Below are 15,637 nucleotides of genomic sequence, written 5' to 3'. Positions count from 1 at the left end.
ATTAATTATAATTACGGCTGTCATTTGTACATCTTCGGATAATAAAAAACAAAAAGCCCCATTTAAAAATGGGGCTATCAATATCATTAAATATAATCAAAACGTGCAGTAAAGAAGCGCAACTGCTTAGGCTCATAAATAAACTTCAGCCCGCGAATATCCTCTTTATGCTTATAGAGTTTAATAATGCCATCGGCCACCACATCCATATGCGCATAAGTATAAACGCGGCGTGGAATAGTCAGGCGTACCGTTTCCAGTTTTGGCCGGTGGTGATCGCCCGTCTCTTTATTACGCCCTGCGGAGATGATGCCACGCTCCATGCTGCGCACGCCCGTTTCCATATAAATGCTTGCCGCCAGACTCTGCGCCGGGAACTGGTCCTGGGTCAGGTGTTCGCAGAAGCGACGAGCATCGAGGAATACCGCATGGCCGCCTACCGGTTCAACAATCGGCACACCTGCCGCCTTCAGCTTATCGCCCAGATAACGAACCTGCTTCACGCGGTGCTCAATGTACTCAAACTGCATGGATTCACGCAGACCAATGGCCATTGCTTCCATGTCGCGCCCGGCCAGACCGCCGTAGGATGGCATCCCTTCATATACCACCACCAGCTCTTTAGCCGCCGAGAACATCTCATCATCGTTCATGCACAGGAACCCACCGATATTCACCAGGCAGTCTTTTTTCCCGCTCATGGTACACCCATCGGCGTAGCTGAACATCTCATGGACGATCTCTTTGATGCTCTTGTTCTCAAAGCCTTTTTCCTGCTCTTTGATGAAATAGGCGTTCTCTACGCAGCGGGTTGCATCGTAGAAGACTTTAATGCCATGCGCCTGCGTCAACTCCCTGACGGCACGCATATTCGTCATCGAGACCGGCTGACCGCCCGCAAGGTTCACCGTCACCGCCAGGCAGATATAGGCAATATTTTCGGCGCCCTTTTCGTCAATCAGTTTTTGCAGCTTTTTAAGATCGATATCGCCTTTAAAGGCGATATTCAGACCGGCGTCATGCGCCTCATCACGGACGATATCCACAAAGGTGGCGCCATTTTTTTCCTGATGATAACGCGTGGTGGTGAAATACATATTCCCCGCAACATATTGCCCCGGTTTAATCGCCAGCTGCGATAGCAGGTTTTCCGCCCCGCGCCCCTGGTGCGTAGGAACAATATGTTTAAAGCCAAACAGCTCCTGAACCGTTCTTTCCAGATGATAAAAGTTTTCACTGCCTGCGTAGGCCTCATCACCAATCATCATCCCGGCCCACTGCTTATCACTCATGGCGTTCGTACCACTGTCCGTCAGCAGGTCGATATAGATATCTTTCGAGTTCAACAGGAAGGTATTGTAGCCCGCTTCCTGCATTTTTTGGATGCGCTCATCACGCGAGATCATAGATACAGTTTCAACGCTTTTAATACGGAAGGGTTCTGCCGGATAATTCATTTTGTTTCTCCAGTTAACAGTGGTCATGTTCGTATTAATGTGAAGTAAAGCATACCTGGTCCATCAATAAAGATTGATGGAATATAACTATCCGCCTCCTGATTCAGGGGGAGAAATAATGTGAGGGCACTATGCAAGATTTAATTCATGAAGAAAATAGCTCCGTCAATATTCGCCATTGGCGTAAATCATAAAATCTGTAAATACGCGTGATTTAAATCACATACCATTTTTTTACTGACTCAATTTCAACAAGTTATTTTTTATCTTTTGAATTGCAGTTTCCCTCCAGACGCGGTAAAAGAGAGAAAGCAGTGAAAACTTAACTTTCCAGCCTCTTTTCCGCTCACATTGTCGATTTTGTATACCAGGCTATTGTGAGATTGCGATCACCCTCCGTGCTTAATTTTGTGACTTACATCACTAAAAGTGTAAAGTAAAGTTTACGATACAGATCGATTTCAGAGATTACGATTTGCTTCAGGGATGAGGTTCACATTTTTTGGCATGGATTTGGGGAGAGTAGATAAGCAGCAAAGTTCACGTAGTTTGAGAATAAAAAGAGACCGTCGAACACAACGTTGCCAGTGGTTTTGATGAAGAACATGACTCTCTGCTGACGAGGTAGGATTCGCTATCCAACAGACACGTAAACAATGTGGCCCATCATAAAAGTTTTGATAAAGGAACGATTGGACCAGACGAGACTATGCACATACAGATGTCGAAGATGATGAATGGAGGCAGGATTATCGACAGGCTGTTCTGTGTTCTGCCGACAAGCTGATTGACGTGCCGTAAGTGTGAAAGAATTATGAACAGGAAGGGCTTGTAGAATGGTACATGAGAGAGGTGTTAAGGGGATAAGTGCGAAGGCCGGACTCGCCTTTTGGTTTAATTTGTTGAAAATAAATGAGTTGTGAGGTTTTACTTTGGGGATTTGCCCCCAGAATGGGACATAAAATTGAATACTGCGTGGGAGATCACAAAGTTGCGTGATTATTTTCCAGGACCGAAACGCATTCCAGAGTAAGGCCTCTCCCGGCACTGCGCCAGTCGAGATGCTAAATCTCCCACATGCAGCTCCAGCTTGTGGCCATCCGGGTCAAGAAAATAGAAAGATTGCCCTTCGCTTTTATTGTCTTTCCAGACCGTCACTCCCGACTGTTTCAACTTATATGAGAACGGCTCAAAATCTTCTGGCGCAATGCTGAATGCGTAATGGGTATAGTCACTTTTCTGTGGGGCCACGTAGCTACGGGATACGTCATAAGAAAGACAGAGCCAAAGGTCACCACAGGTAAGGTAAGCACCTGTACCCCACTCAGCATGTAACTGCAACCCCAGCAAATCGCGCCAGAATGTCAGGCTACTTTGCAAATTACTGACAGCAAGCGTTAAGTGGTTCAGAGATTGAAGCATAGGGATACCTATAAATTATTAGGTATTAACAGGGAACACTCTATCTCAAAAAAAGGTAAATTGAGATATTTGATACATGGACTGCGTTGCTTTATACCTAATCTAAACTTATAACTCGGCTATACATGAGCTATGAGCTGAATGACGAGCAACCAAGGCACTGCAGAAACTGCGCAACGAGTACAAATTCGCGCGAACCAAGATTAACCCATTGCCACCTAAGTGAGCCAAGGGGAAACCGTTATCACAAAATAATGAGGATGGAGTTATACCACAAAAGAGAGCTACCGTCGTAGCAAGCTGTTACTAACGGTGCGAAAGTGGGGCTTCCGCAACTTGGGTGGAAAAATATTGATGAAACTTTTTAGTTAACAAGGATCTAAGCTGCTTGAAGTTATGGATAACACAATGCCCTCACTTAAGAAGCTTTTTCAACTGCCCTGTTGATGGGGGTTGACCCAACAATCCGTTGATCCTGTTGGAGTGACCATCAATCTACGCTCCTCCCGGAAGACAGCTCATTGTCCTGAATGCCTTAAACGCAGCAGTTCCGTTCACAGCTGCCGACGTCGTCGGATACAGCATCTACCCTGTTCAGGGCGCACGCTCTGGCTGGCATTTGCCGTCCGCCACTGGTACTGCCATAACCCATCCTGTTCACGTAAAATTTTTGCCGAGTCGCTGGCACCCTTCGCCGGTTCCCGGCAGCAGTCTTCGCAGGCGTTGCAAAATTTACAGCGCCAACTGGGATTAAGCACCGGTGGTGAGGCTGGAAGACGGGCTGCAACGGCAGCGGATCTCCGGACCAGCGCAGATACTCTTCTTCGCAGGGTGGTCAATACTCCGGAGACGAAACTGCCTGGCACGCCTCATGTCGGTATCGATGAGTGGGCATGGCATCGAGGCCATCGTGACGGCACGTTAATAGTCAATCTTGATACTCACCGTCCCCTCGTCCTGCTCCCTAGCCGCGATCAGCGTACGCTGGCTGCCTGGTTTAGAAAATATCCAGAAATACAGGTTGTCTCACGCGATCGAGGTGGTATCTATGCTACAGCGGCACGTGAAGGTGCTCCTCAGGCCAGACTGGTGGCAGATCGCTGGCTCCAGTCCGGTACATTCCCTGAAATGTCGACCCGGCCTCCGAAACCTGGCCTTCTGGATCCCTGGCGTGAGTGGCTGGAAGAACGGCGCGAAAGTGGCGATCATAATGCCAGCCAGATATGGAGAGAAATGGCGGCAAATGGCTTCACGGGTAGCGAAACAACCGTCAGGGATGAGGTTGCCAAATGGCATAACGATAGGGCTGCCCTGGTTAGTGCGCCAGCCCGTCTTCCATCAGCTTCACGCGTGAGCCATTGGTTGATGCCCTGGCGAATAATAAGGGGCGAAGAAAATTATGCCTCCCGCTTCATCGGGCTGATGTGTGAAAAAGAGCCGCAACTGAAAATAGCACAGCAACTGGCGTTGGACTTCTACCGGATCCTGAAAACCAAAAACAAGCCAATGCTAAGTAGGTGGTTCACTCATGTCAGCGAAAGCGGCTCTGTTGAGCTTCAGCGCGTTGCAGGCGGGATGGAAGCTGATGCAGCAGCAATATGTGCAGCCATTATCAGCAGATGGAGTAACGGTGTAGTTGAAGGGCATGTAAATCAGCTGAAAATGTTGAAGCGGCAGATGTACGGGCGTGCCGGGTTCGAGTTACTGAGGCAACGGGTGATGAGTCCTTTGGCTTGAAAGGTTCCACCCAAGTTGCGGAAGCCCCACTTTCGCACAGTTAGTAACAGCGTACAGCCCGGACAGAAAAGGCGTCCATCCACTGCCACATCTGGCCAGCTTCCGAGGTATACTGTGGGCGGATGCGTATGGAGTAGACCGTGCGTGATTCAGTTCGCCAGACTGCAGCGTTTTCCATGAATATAACTCCATCTGGTTTAGAAAGAGTTCCAATCTAACGATATTGGGACCAGAATCACAGGCGGCAGTGGCTTTACGCTTACAATAACTATTACTATTCTATCCTGACAATTTTAAGCCTCGTTTGTTACGATGTAACCCTATAACTATGTGGTTCCTCAACCTTTTTTGCCCAAAAAATGCCCAATGAAGTCCAAAGTGGAAAACAGATGGTTATCCGTTGATGAGATTGCAGATTACCTCGCGATTAAGCGAGACACGGTATACAAGTAGATCGCAAAGAAAGGTATACCTGCACACATGATTGGACGCCTTTGGAAATTTAAAAAGGATGAAGTAGATGGCTGGATACGCGATGGCAAAGCTGGCGAAAACAGTAATCAAGAATAAAAAAGCAAATTTAGGAGCAGTTTAATGAAAACCGTACGTAGTGCATGCCAGTTGCAACCGAAGGCCTTGGAAATCAATGTCGGCGACCAGATTGAACAGCTTGATCAAATCATCAACGACACCAATGGCCAAGAGTACTTTAAAAAGACCTTCATCACTGACGGTTTTAAAACTTTGCTCTCCAAGGGTATGGCACGCTTAGCCGGTAAATCAAACGATACTGTTTTCCACCTGAAGCAAGCTATGGGTGGTGGTAAAACCCACTTGATGGTCGGCTTTGGTTTATTAGCAAAAGATGCTGCCCTTCGAAATAGCCACTTAGGATCAATGCCATACCAATCAGATTTTGGCTCAGCCAAAATAGCAGCATTCAATGGACGCAATAATCCTCATTCCTATTTCTGGGGAGAGATCGCTCGGCAGCTAGGTCGAGAGGGTGTATTCAGGGAGTACTGGGAATCCGGAGCCAAAGCTCCCGATGAACAAGCATGGATAAATATTTTTGATGGTGAGGAACCCATCCTAATCTTGTTGGATGAAATGCCACCATACTTCCACTACTACAGCACCCAAGTCCTTGGGCAAGGAACTATAGCTGATGTAGTGACACGGGCTTTTTCCAATATGTTGACCGCAGCGCAGAAGAAAAAGAATGTATGTATTGTAGTTTCCGATCTTGAGGCAGCTTACGATACAGGAGGCAAACTGATTCAGCGTGCATTGGATGATGCTACGCAAGAACTCGGGCGCGCCGAGGTATCCATTACGCCGGTAAACCTCGAATCCAATGAAATCTACGAGATTCTGCGTAAACGTTTGTTTTTGTCTCTGCCAGACAAAAATGAGGTCTCTGAAATTGCGTCGATCTATGCATCAAGACTTGCGGAAGCCGCTAAAGCCAAGACCGTAGAGCGCAGTGCAGAAGCATTGGCAAATGACATCGAATCTACTTACCCATTCCACCCAAGCTTTAAAAGCATCGTTGCTTTGTTCAAAGAAAACGAAAAGTTCAAACAAACCCGTGGTTTGATGGAGTTGGTTTCTAGACTGCTTAAATCGGTGTGGGAAAGCGATGAAGAGGTGTATTTGATCGGTGCCCAACACTTTGATCTTTCGATACACGATGTTCGTGAGAAGCTGGCTGAAATTTCAGAAATGCGCGATGTTATCGCAAGAGATCTTTGGGACTCCACCGACAGCGCTCATGCTCAGATCATTGACCTCAATAACGGCAACCACTATGCACAACAGGTTGGTACGCTATTGCTAACAGCCAGCCTCTCCACCGCAGTGAACTCAGTTAAGGGCTTAACCGAGAGCGAAATGCTGGAATGTTTGATTGATCCTAACCATCAGGGTAGTGACTACCGAAACGCATTCACTGAACTTGCTAAATCAGCTTGGTATTTGCATCAAACACAAGAAGGGCGCAATTACTTCAGTCACCAAGAAAATCTCACCAAAAAGCTTCAGGGATATGCCGACAAAGCACCTCAAAATAAGGTTGATGAATTAATTCGTCACCGACTAGAGGAAATGTATAGACCAGTCACGAAAGAAGCATACGAAAAAGTACTACCACTCCCTGAAATGGATGAAGCACAGGCCACACTGAGGAGTGGTCGTGCCCTGTTAATAATCAGCCCAGATGGCAAAACACCACCTGGTGTAGTCGGCAACTTCTTTAAGGGCTTGGTAAACAAAAACAACATTCTGGTATTAACGGGCGATAAATCCTCTATTGCCAGTATAGAAAAGGCTGCACGCCATGTTTATGCTGTTACCAAGGCAGACAACGAAATTACAGCATCACATCCGCAGCGCAAAGAGTTGGATGAGAAGAAAGCACAGTATGAGCAGGACTTCCAAACTACAGTGCTCTCTGTATTCGATAAGCTCCTGTTCCCCGGTAACAATCGAGGTGAAGACGTTTTACGGCCTAAAGCGCTGGATAGCACCTATCCATCCAACGAACCATACAACGGTGAACGCCAAGTCGTGAAGACTCTCACGTCCGACCCCATCAAGCTTTACACCCAGATTAACGAAAATTTCGACGCACTGAGAGCCCGAGCAGAGTCATTGCTGTTCGGTACTTTGGATGAGGCAAGAAAGACAGATTTGCTCGATAAGATGAAGCAAAAAACACAGATGCCTTGGTTGCCAAGCCGTGGCTTCGATCAACTCGCTATCGAGGCATACCAGCGAGGTGTATGGGAGGATTTAGGCAATGGCTATATTACGAAAAAGCCCAAGCCAAAAACCACTGAGGTAATCATCAGCGAGGACTCATCACCGGATGATGCCGGCACCGTTCGTCTTAAAATCGGCGTGGCTAATGCAGGTAACAGCCCACGCATTCATTATGCTGAAGATGACGAAGTTACCGAAAGCAGCCCAGTACTTAGTGATAACACGCTAGCAACCAAAGCATTGCGAGTGCAGTTTTTGGCAGTAGACCCTACCGGTAAAAACCTTACTGGAAACCCAACCACCTGGAAAAATCGACTGACATTACGCAATCGCTTTGACGAAGTGGCGAGAACAGTCGAATTGTTCGTTGCCCCCCGTGGCACAATCAAGTACACCCTAGATGGTTCAGAAGCACGTAATGGTGAAACCTACACCGTGCCAATCCAGCTCGCTGATCAGGAAGCCACTATCTATGTCTTTGCTGAATGTGATGGCTTAGAAGAGAAGCGAAATTTCACCTTTGCGGCAGCAGGTTCTAAAGAAATACCGATCATAAAAGATAAGCCCGCCACTCTGGTCAGCCCCTCACCCAAACGTATGGATAGCTCGGCAAAAACCTACGAGGGTTTGAAAATCGCCAAAGAGAAAGGCATTGAGTTCGAGCAGATTAGCTTAATGGTTGGATCTGCACCAAAGGTGATTCATATATCGCTAGGTGAGATGAAAATCAGCGCCGAATTCATTGAAACCGTATTAACGCACTTGCAAACCGTGTTAAGTCCAGAAGCCCCTGTGGTCATGACCTTCAAAAAAGCCTACACACAGACTGGGCATGATCTTGAGCAATTTGTTAAGCAGCTTGGCATTGAAATCGGTAATGGCGAGGTGGAACAACGATGAATAAAACCGTTGATTTTGGGGCACCGCCAGAATTCGGTATGCATCACTTCTATGTGGAGATTCCCGCAGCGCCCCGTGACGCTGTTGTGATCTATGAAGACTATGGCTTTGACGGTGAAGATTCTCGCCGAGAAACAGTAGAGTGTCGCCTGATATTAGCCAGAGAGCTCTGGACTAAGATCCGCGATGACGTTCGCCGTGACTTTAACGCTCGCCTAAAGATTAAGAAACAAGGCTCCGGTACTTGGTCTACCGGTAAAGTGAAGCTTGACCGCTTTCTTGGACGTGAGTTGTGCGTTCTTGGCTGGGCAGCAGAACATGCCTCACCCGATGAATGTCTGGTTATTTGCCAAAAGTGGCTGGCTTTACGCCCAGAAGAAAGATGGTGGCTTTACAGTAAAACCGCAGCTGAAGCAGGTCGTGATGATCAAACACAACGAGGCTGGCGTAAAGCGCTCTATTGCGCGCTATCGGATGGAGCCAATATCAAATTGGAAACCAAAAAGAAGCCCAAGTCTAAAAAGCTACAAGTTGAAGATGAGACCCAGGATCTGTTTGGGTTTATGGAAAAGGGAGAGTTTTGATGGCCTTGCAACCGTTTGAATGGAGAGACAAACCGTCTCTTATTGAGCACCTGTTCCCGGTACAAAAAATATCTGCCGAGACCTTTAAAGAACGAATGGCAAGCCACGGTCAGTTGCTGGTGTCGTTGGGTGCTTTTTGGAAAGGCAGAAAACCTCTCATCTTAAACAAAGCGTGCATTCTGGGCTCATTGTTACCAGCAACTGACAACCCGCTTGAAGATTTAGAGGTATTTGAGCTGTTAATGGGCATCGACTCTGAGTCAATGCAAAAGAGAATTGAGGCTTCACTACCAGCATCAAAACAAGAAACAATCGGCGATTACTTGGTCTTACCCTATGCCGAACAAATCAGGATTGCTAAGCGCCCGGAAGAAATTGATGAATCTCTTTTCGTCCATATTTGGAAGCGGGTCAACAATCATCTTGGTACTTCTGCTCACACTTTTGCGCAACTAGTTGAGGAACTAGGTGTTGCACGGTTTGGCCATAGGCCAAGAGTGGCAGATGTATTTTCTGGTTCGGGTCAAATTCCGTTTGAGGCTGCTCGCTTAGGTTGCGATGTCTATGCCTCTGACTTAAACCCGATCTCCTGCATGCTTACTTGGGGCGCTTTGAACGTTGTTGGTGCGAGCGCGCAAAAAAGAGTAGAAATAGACAAAGCCCAACGGGATATCGTTAAGAAAGTTCAAAAAGAGATTGATGAGCTTGACATTGAGTCCGATGGCCGAGGATGGCGAGCAAAGGTATTCCTATACTGCGTTGAGGTGACCTGCCCTGAATCCGGTTGGCGTGTGCCTTTAATTCCAAGTTTGATTATCAGCAATAGTTTTCGAGTTGTTGCTGAGCTTAAGCCCGTTCCTGCTGAGAGGCGATATGATATTAGTATCCGTGAAGTATCGACTGATGAGGAACTGGAGTTCTATAAATCAGGCACCATACAAGATGGCGAGGTAATTCACTCGCCAGATGGAAAAACTCAGTATCGCGTTAATATCAAAACAATTCGCGGTGACTATAAAGAAGGCAAGGAGAACCTAAACAAGCTGCGAATGTGGGAGAAAACAGACTTTGCTCCTCGTCCTGACGATATTTTTCAGGATAGATTATTTTGCGTTCAATGGATGAAAAAAAAACCTAAAGGATCGCAGTATTACTACGAATTTCGTACTGTAACCAATGACGACTTAAAACGCGAAAAAAAGGTAATAGAACATGTCGCATCCAAATTAGATGACTGGCAGAAGCAAGGTCTTGTTCCTGATATGGTTATTGAAGCGGGCGATAAAACGGATGAGCCAATCAGGACGCGAGGCTGGACTCATTGGCACCATTTATTCCATCCAAGGCAGTTGCTATTTTTGAGCTTGGTGAACAAATATTCACTCGCAGAAGGAAAATTTAACTTCTTGCAGTGCATGAATCACTTGTCCAAGCTAACTCGCTGGCGACCCCAGGCCGGTGGTGGTGGTGGTTCTGCGGCTACATTTGATAATCAGGCACTCAATACTCTGTACAACTACCCAGTTAGAGCAACAGGATCTATCGAAAATATCTTGGCTGCTCAGCACAACCACTGTGGAATCAGCGAGAATGTTTCCTTTGTGGTTAATTCACATCCAGCGCCAGAGTTAGATGTGGAAAACGACATTTATATTACTGATCCCCCATATGGCGATGCTGTCAAGTATGAAGAAATCACAGAGTTCTTTATTGCCTGGCTGAGGAAAAATCCGCCGAAGGAATTTGCCCACTGGACTTGGGATAGTCGCCGATCTCTTGCGGTAAAAGGAGAAGATGAGGGTTTCCGTACAGGCATGGTTGCTGCTTATCGCAAGATGGCGCAGAAGATGCCAGACAATGGTTTACAGGTGCTAATGTTTACCCATCAAAGTGGCGCTATCTGGGCAGACATGGCTAATATCATTTGGGCGAGCGGCCTTCAAGTTACTGCCGCATGGTACGTAGTTACTGAAACTGACTCTGCATTACGTGGTGGTTCTAACGTAAAAGGCACCATCATCCTCATTTTACGCAAGCGCCATCAGGCATTAGAGACCTTCCGCGATGATTTAGGTTGGGAAATCGAAGAAGCCGTTAAAGAGCAAGTCGAATCGTTAATCGGATTGGATAAGAAGGTTCGTTCCCAAGGCGCGGAAGGCCTCTACACCGACGCTGACCTGCAAATGGCTGGTTACGCAGCCGCGTTGAAAGTACTGACAGCTTATTCCCGTATCGACGGTAAAGACATGGTGACTGAAGCCGAGACACCACGCCAAAAAGGCAAAAAAACTTTTGTTGATGAGTTAATTGATTTCGCCGTGCAAACGGCAGTTCAGTTTTTGGTGCCGGTTGGCTTCGAGAAAAGCGAATGGCAGAAGCTTCAAGCGGTTGAACGCTTCTATCTGAAAATGGCCGAAATGGAACACCAGGGTGCAAAAACCTTGGATAACTATCAGAACTTCGCCAAGGCGTTCAAGGTTCACCATTTTGATCAATTGATGAGTGATGCCTCAAAGGCTAACTCTGCTCGGCTAAAGCTTTCTACCGAGTTCAGAAGTACCATGATGTCAGGTGATGCCGAAATGACTGGCACTCCTCTGCGAGCCCTTCTTTATGCCTTATTTGAGATATCGAAAGAAGTTGAAGTAGACGATGTTCTTTTGCATCTCATGGAAAACTGCCCGAATTACCTGCCCAATAAGCAACTGCTTGCCAAAATGGCGGATTACCTGGCTGAAAAGCGTGAAGGTCTAAAAGGTACCAAAACGTTCAACCCTGAGCAGGAAGCAAGCAGCGCGCGTGTCCTTGCGGAAGCCATTCGAAACCAGAGGTTGTAATCTATGGCGATTAAGCGCTTTTCATCCCGCACAGAAAGATTAGATACGGAATTCCTCGCTGAATCGTTGAAAGGGGCTGCTAAGTATTTCCGGATTGCGGGTTATTTCAGGAGCTCCATCTTTGAGCTTGTAGGCGAAGAGATTGCAAAGATTCCAGAAGTTAAGATCATCTGTAATTCCGAGCTTGATCTGGCTGACTTCCAGGTAGCTACTGGCCGGAATACAGCACTCAAAGAGCGCTGGAATGAAGTGGATGTAGAAGCTGAAGCGCTACTGAAAAAGGAGCGCTACCAGATTTTGGATCAGCTATTACATTCGGGTAATGTTGAGATTCGCGTAGTCCCTAGGGAGCGGTTATTCCTTCACGGCAAAGCAGGCTCAATTCATTATGCAGATGGCAGCCGTAAATCTTTTATTGGCTCAGTGAATGAATCTAAAAGCGCATTCGCTCACAATTATGAGCTTGTTTGGCAAGACGATGATGAAGAAAGTGCGGACTGGGTAGAAAGAGAATTTTGGGCACTCTGGACTGAAGGCGTCCCGCTGCCTGATGCGATCTTAGCTGAAATCCACCGTGTATCTAATCGCCGGGAAGTAACCGTTGATGTATTGAAACCAGAGGAAGTCCCAGCGGCGGCCATGGCAGAAGCACCTATCTACCGTGGAGGGGAGCAGTTACAGCCCTGGCAACGCTCGTTTGTGACTATGTTTCTGGAACATAGGGAGATCTATGGCAAGGCTCGCCTACTATTGGCTGACGAGGTGGGTGTTGGTAAAACGCTATCAATGGCAACCAGTGCATTAGTCAGTGCTTTACTAGACGATGGACCTGTTTTGATTCTGGCACCTTCTACACTCACGATTCAGTGGCAAATTGAGATGATGGACAAGCTCGGTGTGCCTGCTGCGGTTTGGTCCTCGCAGAAGAAAGTTTGGCTGGGTGTAGAGGGGCAAATACTCTCACCTCGAGGTGATGCCTCCTCTATCAAAAAATGCCCTTATCGAATTGCCATTATCTCTACCGGACTGATTATGCATCAGCGGGAGAAGACTGACTTTGTTAAAGAAGCTGGAATGCTTCTGAAGAATCGTTTCGGTACCGTTATTCTGGATGAGGCGCATAAAGCCCGTATTCGTGGAGGATTAGGAGATCAAGCTTCAGAACCTAATAATCTCATGGCCTTCATGCTGCAGATCGGCAGGCGTACACGGCATCTGGTACTGGGTACTGCGACACCTATTCAAACCAACGTACGTGAGTTATGGGATTTATTGGGTATTTTGAACTCTGGTGCTGAATTTGTACTAGGCGATGCTCTGTCGCCATGGCATGACCATGAACAAGCGATTCCGTTGATAACCGGCCAGACTCAGGTGACATCTGAGGCTGAAGTTTGGCATTGGTTAAGCAACCCCCTGCCGCCAAGCAATGAGCACCATACTGTTCAGCAAATTCGTGACTACCTGTCCATTGATAATAAGTCCTTTGGATATTCTCATCGTTTCGAAGATCTCGACTATATGATTCAGAGTCTTTGGCTCTCCGAATGCATGACACCTAGCTTCTTTAAAGAGAACAACCCTATCCTACGCCATACAGTGCTGCGTAAGCGTAAACAGCTGGAAGATGACGGTCTGTTAGAGCGTGTTGGGGTGAATACACATCCCATTACGCGCAACCTAGCTCAGTATCAGTCGCGGTTTGTGGGGCTTGGCATTCCGACCAATACACCATTCCAGGTCGCTTACGAAAAAGCGGAAGAGTTCAGTAAGTTGCTTCAGTCACGCACTCGAGCCGCAGGCTTCATGAAATCTTTGATGTTGCAACGGATCTGCTCAAGTTTCGCATCAGGCTTAAAAACTGCTCAAAAGATGTTGAAACATACGGTTTCTGACGAAGACGAGGATCTAGTTGAAGATGTTGAGCACTTACTTTCAGAAATGACTCCTGCGGAGGTCGCTTGTTTAAGAGAGATTGAAACACAACTGTCACGCCCCGAAGCCGTTGACTCAAAACTGAACACAGTGAAATGGTTCTTAACGGAATTCCGTACCGATGGAAAAACTTGGCTGGAACACGGCTGTATTATTTTCAGCCAGTATTACGACACGGCGGAGTGGATAGCGAAAGAACTGGCCAAGTCCTTAAAAGGCGAAGTGGTAGCCGTTTATGCTGGCGTTGGTAAAAGCGGCTTATTCAGGGGCGAACAGTTTAATAACGTTGAACGCGAATTGATTAAATCCGCAGTGAAGACGCGCGAGATTCTATTAGTGGTTGCTACGGATGCCGCCTGTGAAGGCTTAAACCTGCAAACCTTGGGAACACTCATCAATGTCGACCTTCCCTGGAACCCATCCCGTTTAGAGCAGCGCCTCGGGCGAATCAAACGTTTTGGTCAGACACGTAAGTTTGTGGATATGCTCAATCTTGTGTACAGCGAAACACAAGACGAGAAAGTTTATAACGTGCTGTCGGAACGCTTACGCGATACATACGACATTTTCGGCAGCCTTCCCGATACGATTGATGATGAATGGATCGACAACGAGGAAGAACTCAACACTCGCATGGATGAATACATGCATGAACGAAAGAAAGCTCAAGATGCGTTCTCCGTTAAGTATCGAGGTACTCTCGATCCTGATGCTCATCTCTGGGAACGTTGCGCTACAGTACTGTCACGTAGGGACATTGTAAGTAAGCTCAGCGAACCATGGGGAAGCTAATTATGTTGTGATGTGGATGCCCCGCTCAGCCAAGGTCCTGCACAACTATGTTGGATGCTCTTTTTTAGAGGGCTACATCATGAATTCGATCAAAGTTATTGGTACAAATCTGAGTAAATCTGTCTCTCAGGGTATCCATTTCGAGTGAATATTTAGTACCTTACCACAAGCTACAACTACGCCTGTATATACAGGCGTAGCAAATTTTTCAGGCAGGCAAGTACGTTTTCTTTAGTGGAACCAACAGCTTAGTTTCAATATCCACTTGCTCATAGTTTTCCACTAACGCACGGACCAAATCGTCAAGTGTCCATAGCGTCAACGGGATTGTAGAACGATCGGCCTCATAGCGCGCATCCTTGCTGAATCCGCCTGTGCTGACATACAGCCCGCGATCGTCTTTATGACGGCCACCTATAAAGCTACGAATTTGCTGGCTGCTCATCTGCTCCCGCCGGTGTTTCACCTCCACAATAATGCGCGGATTTTCGAAGCCAAAACCGTCAGGCGAAGCAATAATATCTTTCCCACGGTCAGCACCCGCAGGCGATACCTGAGTTTTATATCCCATGCTGCGTAATACGCCAGCGACCAGATTTTGCATCTCATCCCAGTCGAGACGATTGATACGATCCTTGATACCTTCAAAAGCGATCATCTCCATGTCGCGCAGAGGATTAGAAACGACCTCATCCTCTTCATCTGAGACAGATACTTCCGGCACGACATCTGAGACAGGCTTTTTGCCCTGCACTAATTCATTCACGGCAAAATCAGGCACCTGAAAAACCGTCAGCGTTGAGCCAAGGGTGTTTCTGGTTGCATCACTCAGACTATCGCGCTTAATCTCTTCCGCGTTCCACTTCACTTTACGCGCAATGCCCATGCCATCTTCAAGCCACTCAGCATGAAACTCAAAATCTGAGGCGATTTTCCCTATTAAATAGGTCCGATTAGAAGGTGAATAAGTGATAGCCCAGTCGCCTTTCTGCATCTCATTCACAAAGCGCCAGACCTGGGAAGCACCGGAACGAACTGTGCCAGGCTTAGTCTGTGGCTCAAGCTCCTGATACCGGGTAAACAACTGCTCTCTTGAACATCCCGGTTTCACATAGGGAGCGAGCTGCGACCAGCCGATTGCAACAACCTGTTTGTCCCTAAAGTCATCGTACAATTTTCCGCCATCGCCGCGGATCATCCACATTTTAGT

The 15,637-nt window shown here is 47.1% G+C and carries 9 protein-coding genes; 6 read left to right on the top strand and 3 right to left on the bottom strand.

What is annotated here, in order from left to right; all coding sequences use genetic code 11:
* Window positions 1–86: 86 nt before the first annotated feature.
* Entirely contained in the window at window positions 87–1,457 is a 1,371-nt protein-coding gene (locus OGV82_RS21500; protein WP_047459198.1) for a tyrosine phenol-lyase, read from the bottom strand.
* A 999-nt stretch (window positions 1,458–2,456) separates the two neighbouring features.
* Entirely contained in the window at window positions 2,457–2,879 is a 423-nt protein-coding gene (locus OGV82_RS21495) for a fosfomycin resistance glutathione transferase FosA7.5 (protein ID WP_000941933.1), read from the bottom strand.
* A gap of 453 nt (window positions 2,880–3,332) precedes the next feature.
* Here OGV82_RS21495 and OGV82_RS21490 point away from each other — a divergent pair, with 453 nt between their 5' ends.
* The 6 genes from OGV82_RS21490 to OGV82_RS21465 all read left to right on the top strand — a co-directional run bounded on the left by OGV82_RS21490 (window position 3,333) and on the right by OGV82_RS21465 (window position 14,427).
* Window positions 3,333–4,616, top strand: a complete 1,284-nt coding sequence (locus OGV82_RS21490; RefSeq protein ID WP_072025293.1) for an ISL3 family transposase — start codon at window positions 3,333–3,335, stop codon at window positions 4,614–4,616.
* A 453-nt stretch (window positions 4,617–5,069) separates the two neighbouring features.
* The gene (locus OGV82_RS23040; RefSeq protein ID WP_371417121.1) at window positions 5,070–5,186 is read left to right on the top strand and encodes an excisionase family DNA-binding protein; all 117 of its coding nucleotides are present in this window, start codon (window positions 5,070–5,072) and stop codon (window positions 5,184–5,186) included.
* A gap of 24 nt (window positions 5,187–5,210) precedes the next feature.
* Window positions 5,211–8,279, top strand: coding sequence for an anti-phage-associated DUF499 domain-containing protein (locus OGV82_RS21480; RefSeq protein ID WP_000860009.1), 3,069 nt, complete (start codon window positions 5,211–5,213; stop codon window positions 8,277–8,279).
* On the top strand, window positions 8,276–8,863 hold the full coding sequence (locus OGV82_RS21475; RefSeq protein WP_047459203.1) for an anti-phage-associated DUF3780 domain-containing protein: 588 nt from the start codon (window positions 8,276–8,278) through the stop codon (window positions 8,861–8,863). Before OGV82_RS21480 ends, OGV82_RS21475 begins: the two co-directional genes overlap by 4 nt.
* Window positions 8,863–11,700, top strand: coding sequence for an anti-phage-associated DUF1156 domain-containing protein (locus OGV82_RS21470; RefSeq protein ID WP_047459204.1), 2,838 nt, complete (start codon window positions 8,863–8,865; stop codon window positions 11,698–11,700). Before OGV82_RS21475 ends, OGV82_RS21470 begins: the two co-directional genes overlap by 1 nt.
* 3 nt (window positions 11,701–11,703) lie before the next feature.
* Entirely contained in the window at window positions 11,704–14,427 is a 2,724-nt protein-coding gene (locus tag OGV82_RS21465; RefSeq protein WP_047459207.1) for a phospholipase D-like domain-containing anti-phage protein, read from the top strand.
* Between the two features lie 208 nt (window positions 14,428–14,635).
* Here OGV82_RS21465 and OGV82_RS21460 read toward each other — a convergent pair whose 3' ends face one another.
* Window positions 14,636–15,625 carry a restriction endonuclease gene (locus OGV82_RS21460; RefSeq protein ID WP_080750375.1) on the bottom strand — a complete coding sequence of 330 codons (990 nt, stop codon included), beginning with the start codon at window positions 15,623–15,625 and terminating at the stop codon, window positions 14,636–14,638.
* Window positions 15,626–15,637 lie beyond the last annotated feature (12 nt).

It is taken from the genome of Citrobacter sp. CK191 (genome assembly GCF_030333435.1).
Lineage (GTDB): Bacteria > Pseudomonadota > Gammaproteobacteria > Enterobacterales > Enterobacteriaceae > Citrobacter_B > Citrobacter_B koseri.
Note: the sequence above shows the minus strand (reverse complement) of the source record. Positions and strands in the feature narration are given on the sequence as shown.

What these genes read in the sequence shown, in the direction of transcription:
- OGV82_RS21500 (WP_047459198.1), bottom strand. Translation starts at nt 1,457, where the DNA reads ATGAATTATCCGGCAGAACCCTTCCGTATTAAAAGCGTTGAAACTGTA.
- OGV82_RS21495 (WP_000941933.1), bottom strand. Translation starts at nt 2,879, where the DNA reads ATGCTTCAATCTCTGAACCACTTAACGCTTGCTGTCAGTAATTTGCAA.
- OGV82_RS21480 (WP_000860009.1), top strand. Translation starts at nt 5,211, where the DNA reads ATGAAAACCGTACGTAGTGCATGCCAGTTGCAACCGAAGGCCTTGGAA.
- OGV82_RS21475 (WP_047459203.1), top strand. Translation starts at nt 8,276, where the DNA reads ATGAATAAAACCGTTGATTTTGGGGCACCGCCAGAATTCGGTATGCAT.
- OGV82_RS21470 (WP_047459204.1), top strand. Translation starts at nt 8,863, where the DNA reads ATGGCCTTGCAACCGTTTGAATGGAGAGACAAACCGTCTCTTATTGAG.
- OGV82_RS21465 (WP_047459207.1), top strand. Translation starts at nt 11,704, where the DNA reads ATGGCGATTAAGCGCTTTTCATCCCGCACAGAAAGATTAGATACGGAA.
- OGV82_RS21460 (WP_080750375.1), bottom strand. Translation starts at nt 15,625, where the DNA reads ATGATCCGCGGCGATGGCGGAAAATTGTACGATGACTTTAGGGACAAA.